The sequence below is a fragment of the Pseudotabrizicola alkalilacus genome, assembly GCF_003443995.1.
In the GTDB taxonomy this organism is placed as follows: domain Bacteria; phylum Pseudomonadota; class Alphaproteobacteria; order Rhodobacterales; family Rhodobacteraceae; genus Pseudotabrizicola; species Pseudotabrizicola alkalilacus.
In genome coordinates this window covers 169,971-195,417 of record NZ_QWEY01000008.1, presented here as the reverse complement: position 1 = coordinate 195,417, position 25,447 = coordinate 169,971, and the positions used below count along the sequence as shown (strand labels likewise).

The following is a 25,447-nucleotide window of genomic DNA, read 5'->3' as shown; positions in this document are numbered from 1 at the left end:
TCAGCCCCCCGCCGCGACGGTGGTGCCTGAAAACATCCGGGCGACGAACAGGATCACCCATGTCACAAGGCCAAGGCAGACCGACAGCGCTGCGGCCATGGCGATATTCGCCGACAGCGTGAATTCGGTGTAGATCACCATCGGCAGCACATCAATGTTGGTGGCCAGCGTAAAGGCGGTGCCAAAGGCCCCCATCGCAGTGGCAAAGGCAATTGCCCCCGCCGCGATCAGTGCCGGGGCCAGTGCAGGCAACAGCACATCCAGCACCACCCGATGCTGGGGCGCGCCCAGCGTGCGGGCGGCTTCTTCCAGCGCGGGGTCGATCTTTTCCGCCGCTGCCATGACGGTCAAGAGAACACGCGGGATCGAGAAATAGAGATAGCCAAGGAACAGCCCGAAGATCGAATAGGCAAACACCACATGACCGGGCAGGAGCGTGTTGAACAGCCCCTGCCGCCCGCCCAGCAAGATGATCATGAACCCCACGACAACGCCGGGAAAGGCGAGGGGCAAGGTCAGGATGGACAGCAAGACGCTTCGGCCGCGAAAATGGTTGCGGGTCAAGAACACCCCCGCCGTGGTGGACACCGCCAAGGCAGCAGCGGTGACGGCCAGCGAGACCAGCACCGTTTGTACCAGCGTCGTCAGATAGCGTGGTGTCTGCAGGATTTGCAGATAGATGCCCCAACCCGCCTCGCCCTCGCCCGAGGACAGGATCAGCCGCACGATGGGCAGCGCCAGAAAGGTCAGCGCAAAGACGGCCAATGGCACAAGGCACAGGGCGACGAATAGTCGGGATGACATGCAGCGTTCCTTTTTGACGGGCAGAAGGCGGGCAGGGCGCAAAGACCCTGCCCGGACCGGTTACTTCACCTCGGCCAGATAGCGCTCGCCAAAGCCTTTCTGAGCGGCAGCCATGGCGCTATAGTCGACCGCGATCGCACGCTCGTAATCGGCATCCGGCAGGAACCGTGCGGCCACTTCGGCTGGCAGTGCCACCGGGCGGGCGGGCTTGAGATAGGCGTTGGTCCAGATCGCCTGACCTTCATCCGACAGGATGAAGTCTAGCGCCTTTTTGCCGGCTTCGGCATTCGGCGCGCCAGCGACAAGGCTCATGACGTAGGGAACGCGGATCGTACCTTCGCAGGGCAGCACGAATTCGAACGCGCCGGTTTCATTGTATTTGGCGCGGTAGGCGTTGAAATCGTAATCAAAAAGGATCGGAATTTCACCCGACACGACACGGGCAAACGAGGTCTGCTTTGGCACGATCGGGCTATTGGCGGCCAGGTCGTTGAAATACTTGATTGCCGGGTCAAAATTGGTCAGATCGCCGCCGAAGGCGTGGTTGACGGCAACCGCACCGGCATAGCCGACAAAGGCCGAGGCCGGGTCCAGATAGCCGACCATGCCCCGGTATTCCGGCTTGGTCAGGTCAGCCCAGCATTGTGGCACGGGCGCACCAGCCAGCGCGTCGACGTTCACGAACAGGCCCAGCGTGCCGTAATGCACGGCAAACCAGTTGCCCTCCGGGTCTTTCAGACCTTCGGGGATGTCATCGAACCCGGCTGGCTTGTAGGGCTGCACGACACCTGCAGGGATCGCGGCGATGCCGGTGGTCACGCCGTAATAGGCCACATCGGCCACCGGCGAGGCTTTTTCGGCGATCATCTGGCTGAGCGCCTGACCCGAGTTCTTGTTGTCATGCGGCATCTTGATGCCGACTTTTTCATCAAGCGCCCGGAGCATCGAGGCCCAATCCGCCCATTCGGGCGGGCAGTTGTAGCAGATTGCATCTTCGGCAGCGGCGGGAGCGGCAATGGCCGTTGCGAAAAGCACGGCAAGAACAGTATGTTTCATCGGTTCATCCTTGTTGAGCGTGAGGTTCGGCAGGGAGATCAGGCGACGGTCGGGTGGCACCCCGGCCGTCGTCACCGTTTTCCGGGTTTGGCAGGGCCAGCGTGGCCCCGGCCCGGAAAGCGAAAGGCAAGGCGGGAAGCTGAACGGTGTCCCCCCCTTGCAGCATGGTCAGCAATGAGCTTGCGGCCTGACGGCCCATTGCCTCGGGAGAGGTTTCGATCGTGGCCAGGGGTTTTTCCAGCAACCGGCCAATCTCGATCCCGTCAAATCCCACGACCGACAGATCCTGCGGCACCCGCCAGCCCAACAACCGGGCGGCCTTTTGCACAGCAATCGCCAGAAAGTCGTTCGAGGCGAAGATGGCTGTCAGGGCAGGGTGCTGTGCCAGAATCGCCGCAAGAAGATCCGGCTGGTTGGCCTCTGCCTCGCCAATCTCGATCAGCACAGGGTCCGGCAAGCCGCGGGTCCGACATTCGGAATGGAAACCCGCATAGCGGTTGCGCGACCGGTCAGATGTCGAAAACCGCAAGGCGAGAAATCCGGTGCGCCGATGGCCAAGACCCGCAAACTGACGGGCCACCTCTTTGGCCGCTTCGAAGTTGTCCACATAAGAGGTGATGAACCCATCCAGCGGGTCGTGAAACATCAGCGATATCGGAATGCCCCGCTTTTTCGCCAGTCGCAGCGCCGGGCTGCGGTCAGGGTCCACCATCGTGGTCACCAGCGCATCGGTTTTCTTCGCCAACAGCATCTCAATCGCCGCATCGTCTGCCGCCGCGTCGTAGTTCGAGCAGGAAATCAGCATCTGATAGCCTGACCCCAGCAATACAGCCTGCACCCCTTGCACTGCCTCGGCGAACACCGGATTGGCCAGCGACGGCACCAGACACCCCACCGTCATGGAGCGGCGGCTTTGCAGCGCGCGACCGATGGCCGAAAAGCTGAACCCCAGTTCGCGCGCGGCCCGCTCGACACGTTCGCGGACATCGGCGCTGGCCGGGCCGGAATTGTTCAGCACACGGCTTGCCGTCGCCACACCGCAGCCGGCGCTTTGCGCCACGTCCTTGATGGTGATGTTGGTTGTTTTGCTCATTGATAGCGCCACTGGAAACGTTTCCACAACTTAATATGCGAATCTGCACAAGATTATGACAGCGCTCAAGAGAATTCTGGGAACGCCTGATCCGCCGCCGCTATTTCTGCGAAACAGCTGTGGGCCATGTGGGGTTGGCGCGGAAAGTGGATTGACCCGGCAGGCTTGTGGCGGCAAACCTGTGCGGGATGGTTCCCGGCCAAACCACGTGCGGCCGGGTGAAAAGGGAATACGGTGTGGTGTAGGCAAAAGCCGCCAATTCCGTGACTGCCCCCGCAACTGTAAGCGGTGAGCGACCCCCGGTGCCACTGGCCGAAAGGCTGGGAAGGCGGGGCAAGCCCGGACCCGCGAGTCAGGAGACCTGCCATCGAAGTCAGTAACCACCGGGCGGGGTGCCCCGGAAGGAGTCTTCGATGGACGATAAACCGCGGCGGCCAGTGGCCACGCCCTCTTATTCCGTGGCGCAATCCGCGCCGCATCAGATACTGGTCTGCAAGGCCTGCAAACACACAGGCAGCAGCTGCGAGCCCGGCTTTGCCTTGCTGAAAAAGCTGCGCACGGCGATTGCAGCGGCAGGTCTCTCCGATGATTTTGAAGTGTCTGGCACGGCCTGTCTTGCTGGCTGTGTGCCGGATCATGGTGGTCCTTGCGTGGTGGGCTGGCGGGCAAATTCCAAGGCGACCTGGCTGTTCGGCGACATTGACCCGGCACAGCCGATTGACGACCTTGTTGAATTCGCGCGCCTTTATGCCGCGCTTGACGACGGCTGGATGGCTGGCCGCGATTGTCCGCCGCGCCTGTGCGACAACACGCTTGCCCGGATTCCGGCAGCGATGATTGTCACCCGCAAAGGGGCGATCCAGTGACCGCTGTTGAACTGAGCGGGGTTTGCTGGGGGCCAAAGGGGCAGGCTGACATTCTGTCCGACATCAGCTTTGCCGTGCCGCAAGGACAGATCATGGCGATCTGCGGGGCGAACGGGGCGGGCAAATCCTCGCTGTTGCGGCTGATCTATCGCCATCAGGCCCCGCGCAAAGGGACAGTGCGGCTGATGGGCAAAGACATCTGGCTGATGGGCGCGCCCGAGGCGGCGCGCCACCTTGCCGCTGTCTTACAGGAGCAGCCCACCGATTTTGCGCTGACCGCCCGGCAGATTGTGGCGCTTGGCCGTCTGCCGCATCGCAAAGGGTGGGGCGCCGGTCTGTTTGCCTCTGGCGATGAGGATGCCGCGATCATCGCGGCTGCCATTCAGCGCATGGATCTGACCGGCATGGCCGACCGCGCCTTTGGCACGTTGTCAGGCGGTGAACGCCAGCGGGTGATGGTCGCCCGCGCGCTGGCGCAACAGCCGCGGGTGATCGTGCTTGATGAACCCACCAACCACCTCGACATCCGCCACCAGCTGGAACTGCTGGCGCTGCTCAAGGGGCTTGGCCTGACCGTGATTGCCACGCTGCATGACCTGACCCTTGCCGCCGAATTTGCAACCCGTGTGCTGATCCTGCGCGAGGGACGAATCCTCGCCGACGGCACACCCGGTCAGGCGTTGACCGAGGCCACGCTTGCCGATGCCTTTCACGTCAAGGCGCGCATCGACCGGACAGGGCCAACCCCCCGCTTTTCCTTTCATCTCTGACAAACAGGACCAAACATGATCCGCCTTTCCCTTTTTGCCTTGCTGATGTCTGCGACCACCGCTGCCGCCTTTCCGGTTACGGTTAAAAGCTGTGACCGTGAGGTGACCTTTGACGCCGCTCCCACCCGCGCCATCTCGCATGATGTGAACCTGACCGAGATGATGCTGGTTCTGGGCCTGCGCGACAGCATGATCGGCTACACCGGCATCTCCGGCTGGAAGACGCTGGATGCCGAGATGCGTGCAGGTGTCGCCGAACTGCCGGAACTTGCGGCCAGATACCCCACCAAGGAAGTGATGGCCGGGGCCGAGCCTGACTTTTTCTTTGCGGGCTGGAACTACGGCATGAAAGTCGGCGGCGAGGTCACGCCCGACACGCTGGAACCGTTCGGCATTCAGACTTATGAGCTGACCGAAAGCTGCATCCACATCGGCCCAAAGGCCAAGTCCAGCATGGATGACATGTATAATGACATCCTGAACCTTGGAATAATCTTTGGCGTCGAGGCCAAAGCCGCAGAGCTGGTGGCAGGCTGGAAAGAGCGTCTGGCCGGGGCGACGGCGGGTGTGGACCGCTCGGCCCCCTTGCGTGTTTTCGTCTATGACAGCGGCGAAGAGGCGCCCTTTACGGCCGGGGCCTATGCGATGCCGACCGCGCTGATCGAAGCGGCGGGGGGCACCAACATCATGAATGATCTGGAAAAGAGCTGGGCTGAAATCGGCTGGGAGCCGGTGGTAGAGCGCAACCCCGAGGTGGTGGTGATCGTCAACTACGGCGATGTGACCGCCGAGCAGAAGATTGCCTTTATGAAGGAAAGCCCCGCCTTTGCCAGCATCGACGCGGTAAAGAACGACCGTTTTGTCGTGCTGGAATATGTCGAGGCAACGCCCGGTCCGCGCAATATCAATGCCGTGGAAAAGCTGGTCGCCGGTTTCTGGGGCAACTGAGCCATGGTTGACGCCACCGCCCATCCCTCCGTCGCGCGCCGGGTCGGGACCGGAACCGGCATTGCCGTTCTGGCAGCGCTGTTGCTGCTGGTCTCGATCATCGTGGCTGTGTCGGTGGGGGCGGTGGCGATCCCCCTCAGCACGGTCTGGGGCGTGGCGCTGGATCGTGTCCTGCCGGGACTTGTGACCCCGGACTGGAATGCGGGCCGGGCCAACATCGTCTGGGAAATCCGCTTTCCCCGTGTGGTGCTGGCCGGGTTGGTGGGGGCAGGGCTGGGACTTGTGGGGGCTGCGTTGCAAGCCGTCACGCGCAACCCGCTGGCCGATCCGCATCTGCTGGGTATCTCTTCGGGCGGGGCTTTCGGGGCCATTGCGGCATTGATGCATACCGGGCTGTTCCTGGGTCTTTTGACCGTGCCGCTGATGGCCTTTGGCGGGGCGTTGGGGGCCACGGTGCTGGTGCTGGGCGTCGCGCAACTGGCAGGGGCCAGCAGTGCCGACCGTCTGGTGCTGGCGGGGGTGGCTGTCAGCTTTGTGATCATGGCATGTGCAAACATCCTGATCTTTCTGGGCGATCCGCGCGCCACCCATACGGTGGTTTTCTGGATGCTGGGCGGGCTGGGCCTTGCACAGTGGAGCCATCTTTTGTGGCCACTGGCCGTGCTGATCCCCTGTGGCCTGTGGCTTTGGGCGCAGGCAGGGCGGTTGAACGCGATGAGCCTTGGCGATGAAACCGCCGCCAGCCTAGGGATCGAGGTTGGCCGGTTCCGGTTGACCGTCTTTGTCATGGCCGCGCTGATCACCGGGGTCATGGTGGCCTTTTCCGGGCTGATCGGCTTTGTCGGGCTGATGATGCCGCATCTGGTGCGGCTGGTGGCCGGGGGGGACAACGCCCGCGTGCTGCCCGGATCAGCGCTGGCGGGGGCGGTGTTCCTGATCTGGGCCGATGCTGCCGCCCGCGTGGTAATGGCCCCCGAAGACATGCCCATCGGTGTCGTCACCGGGTTGATCGGCGGGGTGTTCTTTATCTGGATGATGACGCGGCGCAGATAGGCGGCGGTTTGCCGGACGGCATTGGCGCAGGGCTGACATTTGGCCAATTGTCTCGGCATGCGATAAATGCGACATGGGCCGGATGAACCGGCTTGCGCCCCAATCCCCAAAGTTTCGCCAGGCATTCTTTGCCTGGATGGTGGGCCTGTCGCTGTGTCTGGTGTGGATTGGGGCTCAGCCACAACTGGCGAATATCCCGACGCAGTCCGCATCGGCCAGTTTGGCCGCAGTGCAGGCCGCAGAGCATGTCGCCACGGTATCGGCTGCGGGCAAGATCCACCGGAGCCCCGAGCTCCGGTATGGCGGCGACCCGGACTTTGTGGCGCTGCTGGCCGAGACGTACCGCGGTGCTTCGGGTATCTATAGCCATTTTTCCCGGTGTGGGGCTGATGCCCCGCGCGGCCTGTGCCTGCACACACGACCGGAACCGCGTGCGCCGCCTGTGATCTGAACGCTGATACCGTTGGTTTGTGCTGCGCGTGCAGGCCAAATCACAGCCACCCCATAAAGACGCTGCCCGGACGCCACAGGTGTCGGGCAAGGCTGCGTGTGGTGATTTCAAGGTCACATCGTTTCCGGCTCCCGCCCCGCCACAGGCCGGGGGATGCCGGTTCAAGGACAGGTCATGTCAAACACTCATTTCTGGAAACGCCTCTTTATCTGGGGTGTCTGTCTCTGGGGCGTCGTCTTTGCCCTGCCGAATGCCTTTTACCCGCAGGTCGAGCGCCACAATGATGCCGCAGCCGTTCTGACCCAAACCGGCAGCTTGTCAGCCGGGACAGCGGCGGATCTGGCGGGCTGGCCCACATGGCTGCCCTCCAGCCTTGTCAGCCTTGGGCTTGATCTGCGGGGCGGGGCGCATCTTCTGGCCGAAGTTCATGTCGAGGATGTGCATGCCGCGCGGATGGAGGGGCTGTGGCCGCAGGTGCGCGACCGCTTGCGTGATCTGCGCGATCAGGTTGGCAGCATCCGGCGTCAGGAAACTGCACAAGGCACGCTGCGCGTGACGCTTGGCAATCCGGAGGGCATGCCCGCCGCGCTGGAGGCGGTGCGGGCGCTTGCCACGCCGGTCGTGTCGATCACGGGGATCGGTCAGAATGACATCGAGGTGCGGGCCGAGGGGGATACGCTTGTCGTCACCCTTTCCGCCGCAGAGCAAAAGGCCTCAGACGAACGCACGCTGCAGCAATCGCTGGAAATCATCCGCCGCCGGGTGGATGAGGTTGGCACCCGTGAGCCGACAATCATGCGTCAGGGCGACGACCGCATTCTGATTCAGGTGCCGGGCATCGGGTCTGCTGCCGAGCTGAAATCCCTGATCGGAACGACGGCACAGCTGACCTTTCATCCGGTTCTGGGCCGGGCGGAAACTGCGCAAGGGGGCAGGCCGGGTGATCTGGTTCTGCCTGCGGCGGATGATCCGGGAGTGTTCTACGTGCTGGACCGCAGCCCGGTGGTCAGCGGCGAAAATCTGGTCGATGCACAGCCCGCCTTTGACCAGAACAACCGCCCGGCGGTGAGCTTTCGCTTTGATCCTGCGGGGGCGCGTGTTTTTGGCGATTACACCGCTGCCAACATCGGCCAGCCGTTTGCCATCGTGCTGGATGGCGAGGTGATTTCGGCCCCGGTGATCCAGAGCCATATTCCGGGTGGGTCCGGCATCATCACCGGGCAGTTCACGGTGGAGGATTCCACCGAACTGGCTGTTCTCTTGCGGGCGGGCGCGCTGCCGGCGGGGATGACCTTTCTTGAAGAGCGGACCATCGGCCCGGAACTTGGGGCCGACAGCATTGACGCCGGGCAGCGTGCTGCGGTGATCGGGATCGCGGCTGTCGCCCTGTTCATGGTGGCCTGCTATGGCGGTTTCGGCCTGATGGCGAACCTTGCACTTGCGCTGAACATGGGGCTGTTGCTGGCCGCGCTTTCGGTGATGGGGGCCACGCTGACCTTGCCCGGCATTGCGGGGATCGTGCTGACCATGGGGATGGCGGTCGATGCCAACGTGCTGATCTTTGAGCGGATACGCGAGGAATTGCGTCTGGGCCGCCCGGCGGGCCGCGCCGTTGACATCGGATTCCAAAAGGCGCTGTCGGCGATCATGGACAGCAATATCACCGGGCTTCTGACCGCGCTGATCATGTTTGCCATAGGCTCCGGCCCGGTGCGGGGTTTTGCGGTCACCCTGGGGTTGGGCATCCTGACGTCGATGTTCACCGCCGTTTATGTGACCCGGCTGATCATAGAGACATGGCTGCGGTGGAAACGGCCCAAGACCATCGCGCTGAAGGGCTGGATCAGACTGGCACCTGAGACAACGACAATCGACTTTTTCCGTGCGCAATGGCTGACCTTTGGCGCATCGGTTGCTGCGGTGGTGGCGTCGCTGCTGGTGGTCGCGATGCTTGGCCTGAACTTCGGGATCGACTTCAAGGGCGGCACGACCATTCGCGCAGAGACGACCCAAGCCATTGATGTCGGCACGTATCGGACGGCGCTGGCGGATTTGTCTCTTGGCGATGTGTCGATCACCGAAGTGTTTGATCCCGGCTTCCGCCCGGACCAGCATGTTGCAACCATCCGGATCGAAGCTCAGCAGGGCACAGAGGCGCTTTCGCCCGAGGCCGTGGCGCGGGTCGAGGCGGCGGTTCGGGCGGTCGATCCGGCGGTGACATTCACGGCGGTGGAGTCGGTTGGCCCCAAAGTCTCGGCAGAGCTGATCTGGCTGGCGCTCGCGGCAGTCGGGGCCGGGGCTGCCGGCATTCTCGTTTATGTCTGGATGCGCTTTGAGTGGCAGTTCGCTGTGGGAACGGTGGCCGCGCTGATCCATGATGTGGTGGTGACGGTCGGCATCTTTGCGCTGTTCGGGTTGAAGTTCGACCTGACCATCGTGGCGGCGCTGCTGACCATTCTGGGCTATTCGGTGAATGACACGGTGGTGATCTTTGACCGGCTGCGCGAGAACCTGGTCAAGTTCAGAACCACGCCGCTGCGCGATCTGATGAACCTGTCGGCCAATGAGACGCTGAGCCGTACGCTGATGACAGCGATGACGACGCTGATTGCCCTGATCGTGCTGCTGATCTTTGGCGGCGATGTTATCCGTGGCTTTGTGTTTGCCATGCTGCTGGGGGTGATCCTTGGCACCTGGTCCACCCTGTATGTGGCAAAGAACATCGTGCTGTTTCTGGGCGTTGACCGGACGGACAAGGCGGCACGCGGACCTGACCACGAGTTCGCCAGGATCGACGCCTAAAAACGGCGGCACCAACGAACGGGTTGGTGCCGCCCGACACCCGGAGTCTTCGAAGTCGTCGATGCTGATGCCTGCCGCATCGAGCTTTTCGTGTCGCGCAAAAGCGCAGTAGCTGTACGATCCGTCCCTTGAGGGGGGCGGGTCGCCGGCAGTGGCCTGTGGCAACGGGGCAGGGCATATGCAATATGCCCGCTCAAACCTACGGGAGAGGGGCGTTTTGGACGAGTTTGACCGCAAGATACTGGCCATCGTGCAACGCGACAGCCAGATCAAGGCCGAGGCGATTGCCGATCAGGTTGGCCTGTCCGCCTCGGCGGTGCAGCGCCGTTTGCGGGCCTTGCGGGCGGCCGGCATCATCCGCGCCGAGATTGCGGTTGTCGATCCAAAGGCGGCGGGGCAGGCGATGAGTTTTATCGCCGGGCTGGAGGTCGAACGGGACAATTACGATGTGCTGCAAAAGCTGCAGGCCTGGGCCGACCGGACCGAGGCCATTCAGCAGCTCTATTACGTCACCGGCGCGGTCGATCTGGTGGCGGTGATCTTGGCCCGCGATGTCGAGGATTATGATGCGATCACTGCGCGGATGATGCGCGACAATCCCCTGATCCGGCGGATCACCACCAATGTCGTGCTCAAGCCGCTGAAGGTGGGGCTGTATGTGCCCATGGGAGAAGATTGACGGCGCAAAAGATCCAGGTCGCGCTGGAAATCCGCGCAGATCGGCGGAAGTCTGCGGCCCGGCGGCGTCGCCTGCCGCTATCCTTGGCGGAAACGCTGACCAAAGGTGCCCGCCATGTTTCCCCCCTTGCCGCCCGATGCCCGCCCCGAAACCTTGGCACTGGATGCCGGGCTGACGATCAACCCGGCGACACGCTCCATCCAGCCCGATATCTCCATGTCGGTGAACCATCTGGTGGCCCCCGGAGAAGGGGCGTTTTCCGCCGCTGGTCTGGGCGATATTGCCGATGAGCCCTATACCTATGCCCGCTGGCTGAACCCGACCGTGCGGGCGCTGGAAACCCGGATGGCGGCGTTGGAGGGCGGCGAAGATGCGCTGGCCTTTGCGACCGGGGTGGCGGCCATTGCCGGGGTGTTCCTGACCCTGCTGAAGGCGGGGGATCATCTGATCATCAGCGATGTCACCTATGCCGGGGCGGCCGAGCTGGCGCGGGTGATCCTGCCCGGTCTGGGGATCGAGGTCACGCCGGTCAACCTGTCGCGCCCGGAAGATCTGCGCGCGGCGCTGCGGCCCAACACCCGGCTGGTGCATTGCGAAAGCCCGTGCAACCCGATCCTGCGGCTGACCGATCTGGCCGAGATCGCCCGGATCGCGCATGAGGCCGGGGCGCTTGTTTCGGTGGACAGCACGCTGGCCACGCCGGTCTCCACCCGTCCGCTGGCGCTGGGGGTGGATCTGGTGATCCATTCGCTGACCAAGTTCATCAACGGCCATGGCGATGCGCTGGGCGGCATCGTCTGCGGCCCGCAGGCGCTGATCGCGCAGCTGCGCGGGCGTGCCGGGGTGTATCTGGGGGCGGCGCTGTCGGCGTCGAATGCCTGGCTGATCTTGCGCGGCATCGACACGCTGTTCCCGCGCATGGCCCAGATCAACCAGACCGCGGCCACGCTGGCACAGATGCTGGAGGATCATCCGGCGGTGGAGCGGGTGATCTGGCCCGGTCTGCCGTCACACCCGCAGCATGATCTGGCGCGGCGGCAGATGGACCTTCCCGGCGGGGTGATCGGCTTTCGCACCAAGGACGGGCCTGCGATGGCGCGGCAGCTCGCGGCGCGGCTGCGGGTGGCGCATTACGCCTTTTCGCTGGGCCATCAGCGCAGCATCGTCACCTATCTGGACACCGCCGAGATGATCGGCGGCACCTACAAGTTGACGGGCGAGGGGCTGGAGGATTACCGCCGCTTTGCGGGCGACGGTATCTTCCGCCTGTCGGTCGGGCTGGAAGCGGCGGCGGACCTGATCCGCGATCTGGATCAGGCCCTGTCGGGTTAAACCTTGTCTGATTAACCCCTGTCGGGTCAGGACTTATCGGAGTGACCCAGATGGCCGGCCAGATGGTGGATATGCTCGGTGCCGATCCCGCAGCAGCCGCCGATGATGGTGGCCCCCTTTGCCGCCCAACCCTCGGCCCAGCCGCAGTAATGCGGCGGGTCCAGATCGGCGCGGATGGTCGAGACGACCTCGTTCGCGGCCCCGTCATCGTCTTGGGAGTCGCTGAAGGCGTTCGCATAGACGCCAAGGCGCAGCCTAGGTTCGGCGGCGCGGGCGGCCTCCAGCGCGGCCCCCATCACCTCGGGGCGCGAGCAGTTGAACAGCATCGCTTCGGCCCCGAGCTTCACGGCCAGATGCGCGGCTTCGGTTACAGTCTGGCCAGAGCGCAATTCGGGGCGGGGCAGGGCCTCGGCCCCGTCATCATCGCGCAGCGTGAAGGAAATCCACAGCGGCTTGCCGGTGGCGCGCGTGGCGATGGCGGCGGCCTCGGCCTCTTCCAGACTGGACTGGGTTTCGGCCAGCCACAGATCGACATGCGGGGTCAGGCCCTTGACCAGCACCGCCAGATATTCCTGCGCGACATCGGCCTGAAACAGCTCGGGCTGATACGATCCGAACACCGGCGGCAGCGATCCGGCAACACGCACATCCGGATTGCCCGCCGCTGCCTGCCGCGCCATGCGGCCCGCCAGATCGGCCAGCCGTTCGCCCTCGGCCTGGAACCGTGCCTCGCCAATGTGGAACGGCACCAGCGCATAGGAATTTGTGGTGATGACCCCGGCACCGGCCTGAACATAGGCCGCATGGACCTGTGCCACCGTCTCGGGGGCATCGATCAGGGCCAGAGCCGACCATTCGGGCTGACGGAACGGCGCGCCCACACGTTCCAGCTCGCGGCCCATGCCGCCGTCAAGGATGGTGATCTGTGTCATGTCGTCCTTTCCGTTCACAGGCTGTGAAAGCCTGCAACATCCTGTGTTATGGAATAGTCGATGTGATCGCGCACCGCCCGCTCGGCCTGATCGGGGGTCCCCCCGGTCAGCGCATCGAACAGCGGCTGATGTTCGTCCAGCAGTGGGTTGCGGCAGGGCCAGTGGCTTTCCGACCAGCGGTACAGCCACTCCATCTTGTCGGCCAGCAGGCCATGGCGGCGGATCAGATGCTGATGCCCGGTCTGGCGCACGAAACTGGCGTGAAACCCCAGATCGGCGGACACCCGCGCGCCGGTGTCGGCATCCTGTGCCACGGTCAGCGCGGCAAAGGCGGCGGTCACCTGATCCAAGCCCAGCACACCCCGCCGTTCGGCCAGAATGCGCGCGGCCAGGCCCTCAAAGGCGGCGCGCAGCGTGTAGATCTCCCAGATCACCTGCGCATCGAGCACCGCCACGCGCCAGCTGGAATAGGGGGTGCGGGTGACCAGCTCCTGCGCTTCCAGCGCGAACAGGGCCGAGCGCACGGTGCCGCGCCCGGTGCCGATCTGTTCGGTCAGCGCCTGTTCGGTCAGCAGTGTGCCCGGGGGCATGTCGCCGCGCACGATCGCCTCGCGCAGCCAGTCGGTCGCCTGATCCTGAAGGCTTTTGCGTTCAATGGGCTGGCGCATGGCTTGCCCTTTCTCTAGCGCGTCCGGTCGAAATGACCGGACAGAAAGGCGCGGGCGCGGTCTGACCTTGGGTTGGCAAAGACCTGTTCCGGGGTGCCGTCTTCCTCGATCTGGCCCTGATGCAGCAGCACCACGCGCGACGAGACATCGCGCGCAAACCCCATCTCGTGGGTCACGATCAGCAGAGTGCGCCCCTCTTCGGCCAGACTGCGGATCACCTTGAGCACCTCGCCCACCAGTTCCGGGTCCAGCGCCGAGGTCGGCTCGTCGAACAGGATGGCGCGGGGGCGCTGTGCCAAAGCCCGCGCAATGGCTACGCGCTGCTGTTGCCCGCCCGACAGATGCGCGGGCCAGGCGTCGCGCTTTTCGGCCAGACCGACCTTTTCCAGCAGGGCGGTCGCCTCATCCACCGCCTCGGCCCGGCTGCGGTTCTGCACGAACAGCGGGGCCTCGATCACGTTTTGCAAAACGGTGCGGTGCGTCCACAGGTTGAAGTTCTGGAACACAAAGCCGAGATGGCCGCGCATCCGCCGCGCCGTGGCCTCTTCGGCCCGGGTCAGGCGGCCGCCTTTCGGCGACAGGCTGTCTTCGCCCACGGTGACAGTGCCCGAATCCGGAATCTCCAGCATCGGGATGCAGCGCAGCAGGGTGCTTTTTCCCGAGCCCGAGGCCCCGATCATCGAGATCACGTCGCCGTCGCGCGCGCTCAGGTCGATGCCGCGCAGCACCTCATTGGCCCCGAACGTCTTGCGCAGCCCGGTGATCGACAGTGCCGGTCCCACAGCTTTGGTCTCCACAGCGTCCGTCATGGTGTCGTCCTTCCGAAATGCCAAGGCGAAAGCCGCCGTTCGAACCACGCAGAGAACCGGGTCACAAGCAGCGAGATTGCCAGATAGATTGCCGCCGCGCAGAGCAGGATTTCCACCGCGCGCCAGGTTTCCGAGATCGCGGCGCGCGCGATGCCGGTCATGTCCATCAGAGTGATGGTAGAGACAAGCGCCGTGGCTTTCAGCATCGAGATCACCTCGTTGGAATAAGCGGGCAGCGCCTGACGGAAGGCCAGCGGCAGCGTGATGCGGCGCAGGATGGCAAACCGGGTCATGCCCGACACGCGCCCCGCCTCGACCGCGCCCTTGGGCACGGCGCGCAAGCCGCCGCGCAGGATTTCCGAGGTATAGGCCGCGTCGTTCAGGATCAGCGCCAGCAGCCCGCACCAATAGGGTTCGCGCAGAAACGGCCACAGAAAGCTTTGCCGGACAAAGCCAAAGCCCGCCAGCCCGTAATAAATCATGAAGATCTGGATCAACAGCGGCGTGCCCCGGAACACAAAGACATAGGCCCCAGCCACCGCATTGCCGATCCGGGTGGTCCGCATCAGGTTGAGGATCAGCGCCAGCGTGCCCCCGCCTAGCAGCGACAGCACCCAGAAATTCAGGGTCAGCGGCAGACCCTTCAGCAGGCTGGCGAACATATCGCCCAGAAATGTGAAATCCATGCTCACATCCCCCCTTGCGGATGGCCGCGCAGGCTGCGGCGTTCGGCAAAGCGGAAGATCTGATCGGACACCGTGGTGATGCACAGATAGATCACTGCGCCTGCGGCGTAGAACAGGAAATGCTCCTGCGTCGTGCCGGCAGCGACCGACACCTGCCGCATCGTCTCGACCAGCCCGGTGACCGAGACCAGCGCGGTTTCCTTGATCACCGATTGCCACTGGTTGCCCATGCCGGGCAGGGCCGTGGTCATGGCCTGCGGCGCAATCACCCGGCGGAACAGGGTCAGCCGGGTCATGCCAACCACGCGGCCTGCCTCGACCATGCCCTTTGGCACTGCCTGATAGGCCCCGCGCAGCACCTCGGACTGGCCCGCAGCCGAAATAAGCCCGATCGCCAGCATCCCGGCGACAAAGCCCGAAATGTCGAACGGACCTTCAAAGCCAAGGCCGGTGCCGATGGCCGTCACAACCTGACGGCCACCGAAGTAGAACAGATAGATCACCAGAATATCGGGAACCCCGCGCAGCACGACGACATAGACCTCGGCCAGCCGCCGCAGCACGGCATTGCCGCCGATCCGCGCCCAGGCGATCAATATGCCCAAGCCGAGCCCGAACACAAAGGCCGCGACCGAGACAGCAAGCGTCATCAGCCCGGCGCGGACCAGCACCAGACCCCAGCCTTCGGGGCCAAAGCCCAGAAGCGCGAGTTTCCCGAATTCCATGTCAGAGCTTTGGCGTCACGACCATGCCGAACCACTGGTTCGACAGGGCCTCCAGCGTGCCATCATCGGACATGGATTTCAGCGCGGCGCTGATCTTGTCGGCCAGTTCGGCATTGCCCTTCTGGACCACGAATGCCGCGCCTGCGCCCATCACGCCGCCCTTGAACGAGGGGCCGGTCGCCATTGCGGTTTCGGTGTTCTTTTCCAGAAAGGCTGAGATGTTGGTGACGGATGCCATACCCGCATCCAGCCGCCCGTTCATCAGATCCTGATAGACATCAGGCCCATTGGGATAGGTGCGGATCGTCACGCCCTTTGGTTCCAGATAGGTGGCCAGAAAATCGGCCTGAATCGTCGCCACATGCACGCCGACGGTCTTACCCGCCAGCTTTTCGGCGATGGCGTTGATGGCGGCTTCGGTCGGCGCTTCTTCGGTCAGGTCGACAAAGGTGCCGGTGCCGTCAAGTTCCAACCCGCTTTCCTTCATCACCGCAAAGGTCGAGCCGCCGGTGGTGTAGGGCAGCGAGAAATCGACCACTTCCAGCCGCTTTCCGGTGATGGTGACGGAATCGACCACGGCATCGTATTTGCCATCGACCAGCCCCTGAATCATGCCATCCCACGCCTGCGAGATCACCTCGTATTCAAACCCGGCGCGCTTGGCGACTTCGTCCAGCATATCCAGCTCGAACCCGTACAGCGTGCCATCGGGCCGGGTCATGTTGAACGGAGGGAAAGCGCCTTCGGTTGCGAAGACAAGCTTCTTGTCCTGCGCCAGCACGGGGGCTGCGGTCAGGGCAACGGCTGCGGCCAGTGCGGCGCGCAGAAAGGTGCTGCGGGTGAGGGTCATCGGTGGTCTCCTTCAGGTGTCAGGGCAGAATTGGGTCAGGCCAGGAATTCGGTTGCCATCCGTGTCAACGCGATGGCGCTTTGGGCAATGCAGCCCTCATCAGGCTGGTAGTTGGAGTTGTGAACCCGGTCAGCGCGACCCGGCTGGCCGGAGCCGATGAAGATCTGCACCGATGGCACCCGTTCCGAGAAATAGGAAAAATCCTCGGCGCCAAAGCTGCTGCCGGGTTCAACCAGTGTGGGCGCGCCAAACTGTGCCGACAGCGCTTCGGCGGTGCGGGTGATCATGGCGTCATCATTCATCAGAGGCGGCGCGCCGCGGGTATAGTCCACCTCGGCCCGCAGGTTCAGCCCGGCGGCGGCCCCCATGCAGATGCGACGGAACGCGGCTTCGGCCAGATCGCGCGACTCGGGCGACCGGCACCGGACCGTGCCCTCGAACATGCAACTGTCGGGGATGATGTTCTGCGTGGCCCCGCCTTCGATGTGGCCGACCGTCAGCACGGCTGACAGGGCCGGGTCCATCTCACGCGAGATCACGGTTTGCAGCTGGGTCAGGACATGGGCTGCCCCGATGATCGGGTCGATGGCAGCATGCGGGCGCGCGGCATGACCGGATTTGCCATGCAGCACCACCCGGAATTCATCGCTCGACGCCGTGCTCGCCCCCCGGTTCAGCGAGATCTGACCAACGGGATGTTCGGGCCGGTTGTGAAAGGCGATGGCCATATCCACCCCGTCAGCCGCGCCATCGGCGACCATGGCGGCGGCCCCGCTGTCCTGCGTTTCCTCGGCGGGCTGGAAGATCAGCCGCACCGTTCCGGCAAGTGTCGGGGCCAGCTGCACCAGCGCGGCCGCAGCCCCAAGCAATGACGCGGTGTGCAGATCATGGCCGCAGGCATGCATCTTGCCGGGGATGGTCGAGGCAAAGGGCAGCCCGGTTTCCTCATGGATCGGCAGCGCGTCCATATCGGCGCGCAGGATCAGGCAGGGGCCGGGACGACCGCCGGTGATCTCGGCCACAACCCCGGTACGCCCGACGCCGGTTTTTGGTGTCAGCCCCAAGCCGCGCAGCTCACCCGCAACAATCGCGGCGGTGCGGATGGTGTCAAACCCGGTTTCAGGATGGGCGTGCAGATCACGCCGGACCGCGATCATCCGCTCCTCCACCGCGCGGACAAGGCGCTCGATTTCGGCGGCGGGGTCATTGGGACGGTGGGTCATGGGCAGGTTCCGGGATCAGAGGAGCGGCGCAATCAGCGCGCGTCATCTTTACGTCCGGAGTTATTGGCGAATTGTCAAGGATCGACAATCGGTCAAAGACCTAAAACCCGGAACTTCCTGTCATCTGCTGATCATCCGCCTGTGGTGCGGGCACGTGCGGACAAAGATCATCGCCCACGAAGCAACCCCCGCCCGCGCCAACCCGCGCGCATAGCCCAGCGGCTGGAGTGTTCCGGGCACCGAAGCGGAAAAGGAACCCGCGCGCCAATCGGTTGCCCGGCGCGCGGGGATGTCATGAACCCGATGTCGTCAGCCCAGAACGGCGCGCACGGCTTTATCCGCCGCCTTGATGACGACATCCGCTTCGTCGCGGGTCAGGCACAGCGGCGGGGCAAAGCCGAGGATGTCGCCTTGCGGCATGGCGCGGCCAATGACGCCCTGTTCCAGCAGGGCAGCGGCGACCGCTGGCCCGACCTTGCGCGCCGTGTCAAAAAAGCGCCGGTCGTCCTTGTCTTCGACAAATTCGACCGCAGCCATCAACCCATCGCCGCGCACCTCGCCGACATTGGCGTGACCGGCCAGCGCATCGGCCAGACCGGCGCGGAAGTAGGCCCCGACCTCGCCCGCGTTCTGCACAAGGCCCATCTCGTCAATCAGCTTCAGGTTTGCCACCCCGGCGGCGGCACAGATCGGGTGGGCGGAATAGGTCCAGCCGTGGCCAATCGGGCCAAGCTGATCGGACCCTTGCACCAGAACCTGCCACATCCGGTCCGACACGATCGACCCTGACAGCGGCGCATAGGCCGAGGTCAGACCCTTGGCGATGGTGATCAGATCCGGCTCCATCCCGTAATGCACCGACCCGAACATGGTGCCCAGACGGCCAAACCCGGTCACCACCTCATCCGCGACCAGCAGGATATCATACTTTTTCAGCACCGCCTGAATCGCCGCCCAATAGCCCTGTGGCGGCGGCACAATGCCGCCGGTGCCAAGGATCGGCTCGCCGATGAAGGCGGCGATGGTGTCGGGCCCTTCGGCAAGGATCATCTCTTCCAGCCGGGCGGCGCAATGGGCGCTGAAGTGTTCCTCGGACATCGAGCGGTCTTCGCGGCGGAAGTAATAGGGCGCGTCGGTGTGCAGGATCGGGGCGCGGGGCAGGTCGAAATTGGCGTGGAACAACGACAGGCCGGTCAGGCTGCCGGTCATCACGCCAGACCCGTGATAGCCCCGCCAACGGCTGATGATCTTTTTCTTCTCTGGGCGGCCCAGAATGTTGTTGTAGTACCAGATCAGCTTGATGTTGGTCTCGTTCGCATCCGACCCCGACAGCCCGAAGTAGACCCGGCTCATATGCTCGGGCGCGCGTTCGATGATCATCCGCGCCAGCGTGATGCTTGCCTCGGTCCCGTGGCCGACATAGGCGTGGTAATAGGCCAGTTCGCGCGCCTGTTCCGCAATGGCATCGGCAATTTCGGTCCGGCCATAGCCCACATTCACGCAGTAGAGCCCGGCAAAGGCATCCAGACTGCGTTTGCCGGTGGCGTCGACGATGTGGCAGCCCTCACCGCCGACGATGACGCGGCGCGGCGTGTCGCCGCGCGCATGCATGCCCATATGGGTCGAGGGATGGAAGAAATGGTCACGATCCCAGGCGTTCAGATCATTGTCGCGGTCAAGCATGATTGGTCCTTTCCCGCGCTCAGGCGGCGGTGTCGATGCAGAGGTATTTCAGTTCGGTAAACGCTTCCAGCCCGTGGCGCGAGCCTTCGCGCCCCAAGCCTGACTGTTTCCAGCCGCCAAAGGGCACCGGGCCGCCGGTGATCTTGACACGGTTGACGGCGATCATCCCGAATTCAAGCGCGCGTGACATCCGCAAGGCGCGGGCACCATCGCGGGTGACAACATAGGCCACAAGCCCGTAGTCGGTGTCATTGGCGCGGGCGATCACCTCGGCTTCGGTGTCAAAGGCCATCACCGAGGCGACCGGGCCAAAGGTTTCCTCGCGGTGGATCAGCGCGTCATCGGGGGCGTCCACGATCAGCGTGGGCCTATAGGCCAGCGCCAGATCTGGGTGCGCCGCCCCGCCGACCAGCACCCGTCCACCGCGCGCCACGGCATCCTTGACCTGCGCGGCCACCTTTGCCAGCGCGCGATCGTGCATCAGCGGGCCGATTTGCGACGCAGGGTCCAGGCCGGGGCCAACCCGCAGGGCAGCGATGCGGGCGGCCAGCTGTTCGGTGAAGGCGGGAAGGATGCTGCGCGCCACATAGATGCGGTTGGCGGCAAGACAGTCTTGGCCGGAGGTGGCAAATTTCGCGTCCATCGTGATCTGCACCGCGCGGTCGATGTCGGCATCGGCAAAGACGATCAGCGGCGCATGGCCGCCCAACTCCATCACCAGCCGCTTCATCGTGGGCGCACATTGCGCCGCGATTCTGCGGCCAATGCCGGTCGATCCGGTAAAGGACATCGCGCGCAGCCGGGGATCGGCGCACATCTGGCCGACGATTGGTGCGGCATCGCCCGGAACCATGTTCATCACCCCGTCCGGCAGCCCGGCCCGCTCCGCCAACTCGGCCAGAGCCAGCGCCGACAGCGGGGTTTCTGCCGAAGGATGCACCACCACCGTGCAGCCCGCCGCCAGAGCCGCCGCCACCTTGCGGGTGATCATTGCCGAGGGAAAGTTCCACGGCGTCACCACCCCCACCGGGCCAAGCGCCTCGCGGCGCACGATCATCTCGACATCGGCCAGATGCGGCGTGACGCCTTCGGCGTTCATGCGCGGGGCCTCATCTGCGTACCAGTCCAGAAACTCGGCGGCATAGGCGATCTCGCCCCGCGACTCGGCCAGCGGCTTGCCTTGCTCCATTGTCATGATCAGCGCCAGATCATCGACCGCCGCCAGCATCAGCGCGGCCCAGCGGCGCAGGATGCGGGCGCGCTCTTGTGGCAGGCGCGCCGCCCATGCCGGAAAGGCGGCCGTGGCCGCCGCAATGGCTGCATCGGTGGCACTGGCGTCCAGCGCCGCGACGCGGGCGACCAAGGCTCCGGTTGCCGGATCGGTCACGGCAAAATCGGCGGCATCCGGTGCCGCCGTCCAACGCCCGCCGATATGGCCAAGCGTGCGCAGCAACGCGCGGTCGGTCAGGCGGGACAAGGCGGGATGTGAGGTGACGGGAATCTGGGCATTCATCTGGCGGTCTCCTGTCCGGTTGGGGCCATGGTGCGCCAGATCCGGCAGAGAAGGGGGCCAAAGACGGGGGCGGGAATGGACCGGATACCGCCTCAGCGCGCCCGTTGTAGAGAGTCTCTCTACATCGCGGAAAACAGCGCCAGCGGCACCGGGGCATCTTCCTTTACGGTTCTGGTCACGATGTAGGTGAAATAGCGGTCGATTCCGATGTCCTGCGCCAGCATGCGGTCGATCAGGCGCTGATAGGTGTCGATGTCGCGGACCATGAGTTTCAGGATGTAATCCAGACTACCGCCGACCGACCAGCAGTCGGTCACCTCCTCCATTCCGGCGATGGCCCGCTCGAAGCGGTCAAAATCCGACTGCCGGTGATTGGACAGCGTGACCTCGACCAGAACGGTGGCAAAGGGGGCAATTCGCCGGGGGGCCAGCCGGGCGTGATAGCCCGAAATCACCCCCGCCTGTTCCAGCTTGCGCAGGCGCAGCCAGCACGGCGTGGGGGACAGGCCTGCAACTTCTGCCAGCTTCAGCTTGGTGATCCGGCCATCCCGCTGGACCGCCTCAAGGATCTTCAGGTCGATGGCATCCAGTTTCATGCGGCACCTCGTCATTCTTCGTTTGCAGATTGTCATGATTTTGCGCAGATTTGCAATCATGACACATTGGATGCCAGACCCCGCCACACTTTCCCGTCCTGCCTATCTGTCTTTGGCAGAGCAATTTGCCCGCGCGATTGAAACCGGCGCACTGGCTGCGGGGGCGCGGCTGATGCCGCACCGGAAGCTGGCCGATACCCTTGGCCTGTCGGTGCAGACCGTCAGCCGCGCCTATGATGAGCTGATCCGCCGGGGTCTGATCGCGGGTGAGGTGGGGCGGGGGTCGTTTGTGCTGGATCACGGGGCCGAGGCGCGCCAGCCCTATCTGCCCGAACGCCCCGGCGAGGTGATCGACCTGTCGATCCTGAAGCCGGTGGTCGAGGAAATGCAGTTCAACCGTCTGCGCAACGGCTTTGCCTGGCTGGCCGAAAACATGTCGGCCCCCTCTGCACTGTCGTTCCGGCCCAATGTGGTGATGCCGCATCACCGGGCGGTGGCGGCAGACTGGCTGATGCGGCAGGGCATTCCCGCCGAAGCCTCTGGCATTGCCCTGACCAATGGCGCCACCCCGGCGATCACCGCCGCCGTGATGGCCGTTGTGCCGCCGGGGGCGGGGTTGGCCGCCGCCGCGCTGACCCATCACACGCTGAAGCCACTGTGCACCTATCTGGGCCTGCATCTCGACGGAGTGGCGATGGATGGCGGCGGCATGCTGCCGGGCGCGCTGGATGAATTGGCGCGCAAGGGCACGATCCGCGCAGTCTATGTGCAGCCCAATGTCATCAATCCCTTGGGAATCATGATGTCAGAGAGCCGCCGGGCCGAGCTGGTGGCGGTGGCCCGCAGGCATGACCTTGCCATCATCGAGAATGACATTCTGAGTGTGATGATCCCGGACCGGGTGGCGACCTTTGCGGCGCTGGCGCCGGAGCGCACGCTCTATATCTGCGGCTTTACCAAGATCACGGTGCCGGGCTTGCGGCTGGCCTATCTGCACGCGCCGACACGCTATGCCTCGGCGGTGGCGAACCGGCATCTGGTGGTGAACTGGATGGCAACACCGCCGATGGCGGATCTTTTGTCGCATTGGATCACCGATGGCACGGTGGCCGAGCTGGCCGCCTGGCAGGCGCAAGCGATGAGCGACAGACATACCATTGCCGCCGATGTTCTGGGCAGCCTGATGCCAGCGTGTCATGGCAACAGCCTGCATCTGTGGATGCGTCTGCCCGAAGCCTGGTCAGAGGAGCGCTTTGTCGAACAGGCGCGGCTGCGGGGCGTGGCTGTGGCCGCTGGCGGGGCGTTCCGTGCCTCCGACAAGGTGCGAGGCGAGGCGATTCGGATTTCGCTTGGCTCGACCCGGCATGAAGATCTGCGGCGCGGGCTGTCGGTGGTGGCGGCCCTGTTGCGCGACGCGCCAGAGGCGCTTTTGCCCACGATCTGAGCGCTGAGATGGCATGAGACCCGTTAAAATTGTCATGATATTATTTAAAAATTGACATGATTTAATGTCCCGTTAATCCTGCCCCTCGAACCACCCAAGGGGGCAGGCGTGACCGATCCGATCATCCGTATTCAAAAACTCGACAAATCCTTTGGCACCTTGCAGGTGCTGGACGGGCTGTCTTTTGAGGTGAAGCCGGGGGAGAAACTGGCGCTGATCGGGCCTTCGGGGTCGGGAAAAACCACGATTTTGCGCATGCTGATGACGCTTGAGACCATCTCCGGCGGCAGGATCGAGGTGTGCGGCGAGCCGCTCTATCACATGACCAAAGGCGGCCGCGAAGTCCCGGCGGATGAGGCGCATCTACACCATATGCGCCGCCATATCGGCATGGTCTTTCAGCACTTCAACCTGTTTCCGCACAAGTCGGTGCTGGACAACATCACACTGGCCCCGATCCTGACCAAAGGCGAACCCAAGGCCAAGGCCGAAGCCCACGCCATGGAACTGCTGGATATGGTCGGGCTGGCCGAAAAGGCCAAGGCGATGCCGTCGCAGCTTTCCGGGGGGCAAAAACAGCGTGTCGCCATTGCCCGTGCCCTCGCCCTGAAGCCGCGCATCATGCTGTTTGACGAGGTCACCAGCGCGCTTGACCCGGAACTGGTCGAAGAGGTGCTGTTGGTGATGAAGCGGCTCGCCGCTGAAACCGACATGACGATGCTGCTGGTCACGCATGAGATGGGGTTTGCCCATGAATTCGCCGACCGCGTCCTGTTTTTCGACAAGGGCCGCATCGTCGAAGAGGGCCCCCCCGACCGGATTTTCACCAACCCGACGCATGAACGAACCCAAACTTTCCTGCGCAAGATCATCGCCGCAGGGCACCGCGTCTGACCCAAACCGACAGAGAGGACGAAGAATGAAAAAGACATTGCTGACCCTTGCCCTGATCGCGGCCCCCGCCGCCGTGATGGCCGACACGCTGGAAAGCCTGAAATCGCAGGGCTTTGCCCGCATTGCCATTGCCAACGAACCGCCCTTTACCGCCGTCGCCGCTGATGGCTCGGTATCCGGGGCCGCGCCCGATGTGGCGCGCGAGGTGTTCAAACGGCTAGGCGTGCCAGAGGTCGTGGCGTCGATCAGCGAATATGGCGCAATGATCCCCGGCCTGCAGGCGCGGCGGCACGATGCCATCACCGCAGGCCTGTTCATGAAGCCCGAGCGCTGTCAGGCCGTCGCCTATTCCGAACCCGTGCTCTGCGATGCCGAAGCCTTTTTGTTGCCCAAGGGCAACCCCAAGGGCTTTACTTCCTATGCCGATATCGCAGCCGACCCCACCGCCACCATCGGCGCACCGGGTGGTGGCACCGAAGAAAAGCTGGCACTGGAAGCGGGCGTGCCGCGCGATCGCGTGATCGTGGTGCCGGATGGTCAGTCGGGGCTGAAAATGCTGCAGGATGGTCGTCTGGATGTCTATTCGCTGCCGGTTCTGTCGATCTCGGACCTGATGACCAAGGCCGCCGATCCGAACCTTGAAATGCTGGCTCCGGTCGTCGGTGCCCCGGTCTATTGTGATGGTGCTGCGTTCCGCAAAGAAGACGCCGCCCTGCGCGATGCTTTTGACGTGGAACTGGCCAAGATGAAAGAGTCGGGCGAGTTCGCCGCCATCGTCGAACCCTACGGCTTCTCAGCCGCAGCGGCCATGTCGACCAGCCGTGCCGAGCTGTGCGGCGAGTGATCTGCTGACCTTTTCGGGTGGCGCGCGGTTCCCTGCGCCACCCACCTCTTTCCAAGGGTTTTCTCCGCATGCCTGACTGGTCCGGTTATCTGACACTGATCCTGCACGGGGCGCTGGTGACGGCGCAGCTCACGGTGATGGGCTGTGCGCTGGCGCTTGTGGCGGCCTTTGTCGCCGGTCTGGCGCGGCTGGCCCCGGTGGCCCCGGTGCGCTGGCTGGCCACGGTGTATATCGAGTTCTTTCGCGGCACCTCGATCTTTGTGCAGCTGTTCTGGGTCTATTTCGTGCTGCCCTTTGCCGGGATCACCCTGTCGCCCTTGCTGGCCGGTGTTCTGGCGCTTGGCCTGAACGTCGGGGCTTATGGGGCCGAGGTGGTGCGCGGGGCAATCCTGTCGGTGCCAAAAGACCAGTATGAGGCGACCATCGCGCTGAACCTGACGCGCTTTGCCCGCATGCGCCATGTGATCCTGCCGCAAGCCTTGCCGCTGATGTTGCCGACCTTTGGCAACAACGCGATTGAGCTGTTGAAGGCAACGGCAGTGGTGTCGCTGATCTCGCTGTCTGACATGACCTTTCAGGCGCAGGTCGTGCGCGCGCAGACCGGCAGCACGTTGTTTCCGTTTCTGACCATCCTGATCCTGTATTTCGCGATGGCCATGCTGATCACCTATGGCATCCGGCTGCTGGAACGGCGGATGACACGCGGTCTGGATGGGGTGCGCTGAT

Annotated in this window: 25 protein-coding genes and 1 riboswitch; of the genes, 12 read left to right on the top strand and 13 right to left on the bottom strand. The window is 64.0% G+C overall.

The window, feature by feature from the left end; translation table 11 throughout:
• The 3 genes from D1012_RS15075 to D1012_RS15065 are packed head-to-tail and all read right to left on the bottom strand — an operon-like array spanning position 1 to position 2,953.
• Positions 1-804 carry an ABC transporter permease gene (locus tag D1012_RS15075; RefSeq protein ID WP_118154093.1) on the bottom strand — a complete coding sequence of 268 codons (804 nt, stop codon included), beginning with the start codon at positions 802-804 and terminating at the stop codon, positions 1-3.
• Between the two features lie 60 nt (positions 805-864).
• Positions 865-1,860, bottom strand: a complete 996-nt coding sequence (locus D1012_RS15070) for an ABC transporter substrate-binding protein (protein ID WP_118153905.1) — start codon at positions 1,858-1,860, stop codon at positions 865-867.
• 4 nt (positions 1,861-1,864) lie between these two features.
• Complete coding sequence (locus D1012_RS15065; protein ID WP_118153902.1) at positions 1,865-2,953, bottom strand: LacI family DNA-binding transcriptional regulator; 1,089 nt, start codon at positions 2,951-2,953, stop codon at positions 1,865-1,867.
• Between the two features lie 172 nt (positions 2,954-3,125).
• Positions 3,126-3,336: riboswitch (cobalamin riboswitch) on the top strand.
• A gap of 30 nt (positions 3,337-3,366) precedes the next feature.
• Here D1012_RS15065 and D1012_RS15060 point away from each other — a divergent pair.
• The 8 genes from D1012_RS15060 to D1012_RS15025 all read left to right on the top strand — a co-directional run bounded on the left by D1012_RS15060 (position 3,367) and on the right by D1012_RS15025 (position 11,854).
• A complete protein-coding gene (locus D1012_RS15060) occupies positions 3,367-3,819 on the top strand; it encodes a DUF1636 family protein (protein WP_118153899.1) in 453 nt (150 codons plus the stop codon).
• Complete coding sequence (locus tag D1012_RS15055; protein WP_118153897.1) at positions 3,816-4,589, top strand: ABC transporter ATP-binding protein; 774 nt, start codon at positions 3,816-3,818, stop codon at positions 4,587-4,589. Before D1012_RS15060 ends, D1012_RS15055 begins: the two co-directional genes overlap by 4 nt.
• A gap of 45 nt (positions 4,590-4,634) precedes the next feature.
• Positions 4,635-5,537, top strand: a complete 903-nt coding sequence (locus D1012_RS15050; RefSeq protein ID WP_233517144.1) for an ABC transporter substrate-binding protein — start codon at positions 4,635-4,637, stop codon at positions 5,535-5,537.
• A gap of 3 nt (positions 5,538-5,540) precedes the next feature.
• Positions 5,541-6,590: a FecCD family ABC transporter permease gene (locus D1012_RS15045; RefSeq protein ID WP_118153889.1), complete on the top strand. Its 1,050-nt coding sequence runs from the start codon at positions 5,541-5,543 to the stop codon at positions 6,588-6,590.
• 82 nt (positions 6,591-6,672) lie between these two features.
• Positions 6,673-7,041: a hypothetical protein gene (locus D1012_RS15040; RefSeq protein WP_147335709.1), complete on the top strand. Its 369-nt coding sequence runs from the start codon at positions 6,673-6,675 to the stop codon at positions 7,039-7,041.
• Between the two features lie 174 nt (positions 7,042-7,215).
• Positions 7,216-9,843, top strand: coding sequence for a protein translocase subunit SecD (gene secD, locus D1012_RS15035; RefSeq protein ID WP_118154090.1), 2,628 nt, complete (start codon positions 7,216-7,218; stop codon positions 9,841-9,843).
• Between the two features lie 217 nt (positions 9,844-10,060).
• Positions 10,061-10,522 (top strand): Lrp/AsnC family transcriptional regulator, encoded by a 462-nt coding sequence (locus D1012_RS15030; protein ID WP_199489522.1) that lies wholly within the window; start codon positions 10,061-10,063, stop codon positions 10,520-10,522.
• Between the two features lie 114 nt (positions 10,523-10,636).
• Positions 10,637-11,854: a trans-sulfuration enzyme family protein gene (locus tag D1012_RS15025; protein ID WP_118153880.1), complete on the top strand. Its 1,218-nt coding sequence runs from the start codon at positions 10,637-10,639 to the stop codon at positions 11,852-11,854.
• A gap of 26 nt (positions 11,855-11,880) precedes the next feature.
• On the opposite strand, the gene D1012_RS15020 is transcribed toward D1012_RS15025, so the two are convergent.
• The 10 genes from D1012_RS15020 to D1012_RS14975 all read right to left on the bottom strand — a co-directional run bounded on the left by D1012_RS15020 (position 11,881) and on the right by D1012_RS14975 (position 21,539).
• Positions 11,881-12,786 (bottom strand): homocysteine S-methyltransferase family protein, encoded by a 906-nt coding sequence (locus tag D1012_RS15020; RefSeq protein ID WP_118153877.1) that lies wholly within the window; start codon positions 12,784-12,786, stop codon positions 11,881-11,883.
• 14 nt (positions 12,787-12,800) lie between these two features.
• Positions 12,801-13,454 (bottom strand): GntR family transcriptional regulator, encoded by a 654-nt coding sequence (locus D1012_RS15015; protein ID WP_118153874.1) that lies wholly within the window; start codon positions 13,452-13,454, stop codon positions 12,801-12,803.
• A gap of 14 nt (positions 13,455-13,468) precedes the next feature.
• A complete protein-coding gene (locus D1012_RS15010) occupies positions 13,469-14,263 on the bottom strand; it encodes an ABC transporter ATP-binding protein (protein WP_118153871.1) in 795 nt (264 codons plus the stop codon).
• On the bottom strand, positions 14,260-14,949 hold the full coding sequence (locus D1012_RS15005) for an ABC transporter permease (RefSeq protein ID WP_118153868.1): 690 nt from the start codon (positions 14,947-14,949) through the stop codon (positions 14,260-14,262). The genes D1012_RS15010 and D1012_RS15005 overlap by 4 nt, the downstream gene beginning before the upstream one ends.
• Positions 14,950-14,951: 2 nt before the next feature.
• Positions 14,952-15,674, bottom strand: a complete 723-nt coding sequence (locus D1012_RS15000) for an ABC transporter permease (protein WP_118153865.1) — start codon at positions 15,672-15,674, stop codon at positions 14,952-14,954.
• A 1-nt stretch (position 15,675) separates the two neighbouring features.
• Positions 15,676-16,524 (bottom strand): transporter substrate-binding domain-containing protein, encoded by an 849-nt coding sequence (locus D1012_RS14995; protein WP_118153862.1) that lies wholly within the window; start codon positions 16,522-16,524, stop codon positions 15,676-15,678.
• A 35-nt stretch (positions 16,525-16,559) separates the two neighbouring features.
• Complete coding sequence (locus D1012_RS14990; protein WP_118153859.1) at positions 16,560-17,747, bottom strand: M20 metallopeptidase family protein; 1,188 nt, start codon at positions 17,745-17,747, stop codon at positions 16,560-16,562.
• 309 nt (positions 17,748-18,056) lie between these two features.
• Positions 18,057-19,430 carry an aspartate aminotransferase family protein gene (locus D1012_RS14985; protein WP_118153856.1) on the bottom strand — a complete coding sequence of 458 codons (1,374 nt, stop codon included), beginning with the start codon at positions 19,428-19,430 and terminating at the stop codon, positions 18,057-18,059.
• Between the two features lie 19 nt (positions 19,431-19,449).
• Positions 19,450-20,943 carry an NAD-dependent succinate-semialdehyde dehydrogenase gene (locus D1012_RS14980; protein ID WP_118153852.1) on the bottom strand — a complete coding sequence of 498 codons (1,494 nt, stop codon included), beginning with the start codon at positions 20,941-20,943 and terminating at the stop codon, positions 19,450-19,452.
• Positions 20,944-21,062: 119 nt separating this feature from the next.
• Positions 21,063-21,539, bottom strand: coding sequence for an Lrp/AsnC family transcriptional regulator (locus D1012_RS14975; RefSeq protein WP_118153850.1), 477 nt, complete (start codon positions 21,537-21,539; stop codon positions 21,063-21,065).
• Positions 21,540-21,597: 58 nt separating this feature from the next.
• Between D1012_RS14975 and ehuR the strand changes: the two genes are divergently transcribed.
• The 4 genes from ehuR to ehuC all read left to right on the top strand — a co-directional run bounded on the left by ehuR (position 21,598) and on the right by ehuC (position 25,446).
• Positions 21,598-22,983: a MocR-like ectoine utilization transcription factor EhuR gene (gene ehuR / locus D1012_RS14970; RefSeq protein WP_118154087.1), complete on the top strand. Its 1,386-nt coding sequence runs from the start codon at positions 21,598-21,600 to the stop codon at positions 22,981-22,983.
• A gap of 108 nt (positions 22,984-23,091) precedes the next feature.
• Entirely contained in the window at positions 23,092-23,877 is a 786-nt protein-coding gene (ehuA, locus tag D1012_RS14965) for an ectoine/hydroxyectoine ABC transporter ATP-binding protein EhuA (RefSeq protein ID WP_118153847.1), read from the top strand.
• A 25-nt stretch (positions 23,878-23,902) separates the two neighbouring features.
• A complete protein-coding gene (gene ehuB, locus D1012_RS14960) occupies positions 23,903-24,721 on the top strand; it encodes an ectoine/hydroxyectoine ABC transporter substrate-binding protein EhuB (protein WP_118153844.1) in 819 nt (272 codons plus the stop codon).
• 68 nt (positions 24,722-24,789) lie between these two features.
• On the top strand, positions 24,790-25,446 hold the full coding sequence (ehuC, locus tag D1012_RS14955) for an ectoine/hydroxyectoine ABC transporter permease subunit EhuC (RefSeq protein ID WP_118153841.1): 657 nt from the start codon (positions 24,790-24,792) through the stop codon (positions 25,444-25,446).
• Position 25,447: the final 1 nt, after the last annotated feature.

Excerpts from the sequence above, each read along its gene's own strand:
- D1012_RS15075 (WP_118154093.1), bottom strand. The coding sequence starts at position 804 with ATGTCATCCCGACTATTCGTCGCCCTGTGCCTTGTGCCATTGGCCGTC.
- D1012_RS15070 (WP_118153905.1), bottom strand. The coding sequence starts at position 1,860 with ATGAAACATACTGTTCTTGCCGTGCTTTTCGCAACGGCCATTGCCGCT.
- D1012_RS15065 (WP_118153902.1), bottom strand. The coding sequence starts at position 2,953 with ATGAGCAAAACAACCAACATCACCATCAAGGACGTGGCGCAAAGCGCC.
- D1012_RS15060 (WP_118153899.1), top strand. The coding sequence starts at position 3,367 with ATGGACGATAAACCGCGGCGGCCAGTGGCCACGCCCTCTTATTCCGTG.
- D1012_RS15050 (WP_233517144.1), top strand. The coding sequence starts at position 4,635 with ATGTCTGCGACCACCGCTGCCGCCTTTCCGGTTACGGTTAAAAGCTGT.
- D1012_RS15045 (WP_118153889.1), top strand. The coding sequence starts at position 5,541 with ATGGTTGACGCCACCGCCCATCCCTCCGTCGCGCGCCGGGTCGGGACC.
- D1012_RS15040 (WP_147335709.1), top strand. The coding sequence starts at position 6,673 with ATGAACCGGCTTGCGCCCCAATCCCCAAAGTTTCGCCAGGCATTCTTT.
- secD (WP_118154090.1), top strand. The coding sequence starts at position 7,216 with ATGTCAAACACTCATTTCTGGAAACGCCTCTTTATCTGGGGTGTCTGT.
- D1012_RS15025 (WP_118153880.1), top strand. The coding sequence starts at position 10,637 with ATGTTTCCCCCCTTGCCGCCCGATGCCCGCCCCGAAACCTTGGCACTG.
- D1012_RS15020 (WP_118153877.1), bottom strand. The coding sequence starts at position 12,786 with ATGACACAGATCACCATCCTTGACGGCGGCATGGGCCGCGAGCTGGAA.
- D1012_RS15015 (WP_118153874.1), bottom strand. The coding sequence starts at position 13,454 with ATGCGCCAGCCCATTGAACGCAAAAGCCTTCAGGATCAGGCGACCGAC.
- D1012_RS15010 (WP_118153871.1), bottom strand. The coding sequence starts at position 14,263 with ATGACGGACGCTGTGGAGACCAAAGCTGTGGGACCGGCACTGTCGATC.
- D1012_RS15005 (WP_118153868.1), bottom strand. The coding sequence starts at position 14,949 with ATGGATTTCACATTTCTGGGCGATATGTTCGCCAGCCTGCTGAAGGGT.
- D1012_RS15000 (WP_118153865.1), bottom strand. The coding sequence starts at position 15,674 with ATGGAATTCGGGAAACTCGCGCTTCTGGGCTTTGGCCCCGAAGGCTGG.
- D1012_RS14995 (WP_118153862.1), bottom strand. The coding sequence starts at position 16,524 with ATGACCCTCACCCGCAGCACCTTTCTGCGCGCCGCACTGGCCGCAGCC.
- D1012_RS14990 (WP_118153859.1), bottom strand. The coding sequence starts at position 17,747 with ATGACCCACCGTCCCAATGACCCCGCCGCCGAAATCGAGCGCCTTGTC.
- D1012_RS14985 (WP_118153856.1), bottom strand. The coding sequence starts at position 19,430 with ATGCTTGACCGCGACAATGATCTGAACGCCTGGGATCGTGACCATTTC.
- D1012_RS14980 (WP_118153852.1), bottom strand. The coding sequence starts at position 20,943 with ATGAATGCCCAGATTCCCGTCACCTCACATCCCGCCTTGTCCCGCCTG.
- D1012_RS14975 (WP_118153850.1), bottom strand. The coding sequence starts at position 21,539 with ATGAAACTGGATGCCATCGACCTGAAGATCCTTGAGGCGGTCCAGCGG.
- ehuR (WP_118154087.1), top strand. The coding sequence starts at position 21,598 with ATGACACATTGGATGCCAGACCCCGCCACACTTTCCCGTCCTGCCTAT.
- ehuB (WP_118153844.1), top strand. The coding sequence starts at position 23,903 with ATGAAAAAGACATTGCTGACCCTTGCCCTGATCGCGGCCCCCGCCGCC.
- ehuC (WP_118153841.1), top strand. The coding sequence starts at position 24,790 with ATGCCTGACTGGTCCGGTTATCTGACACTGATCCTGCACGGGGCGCTG.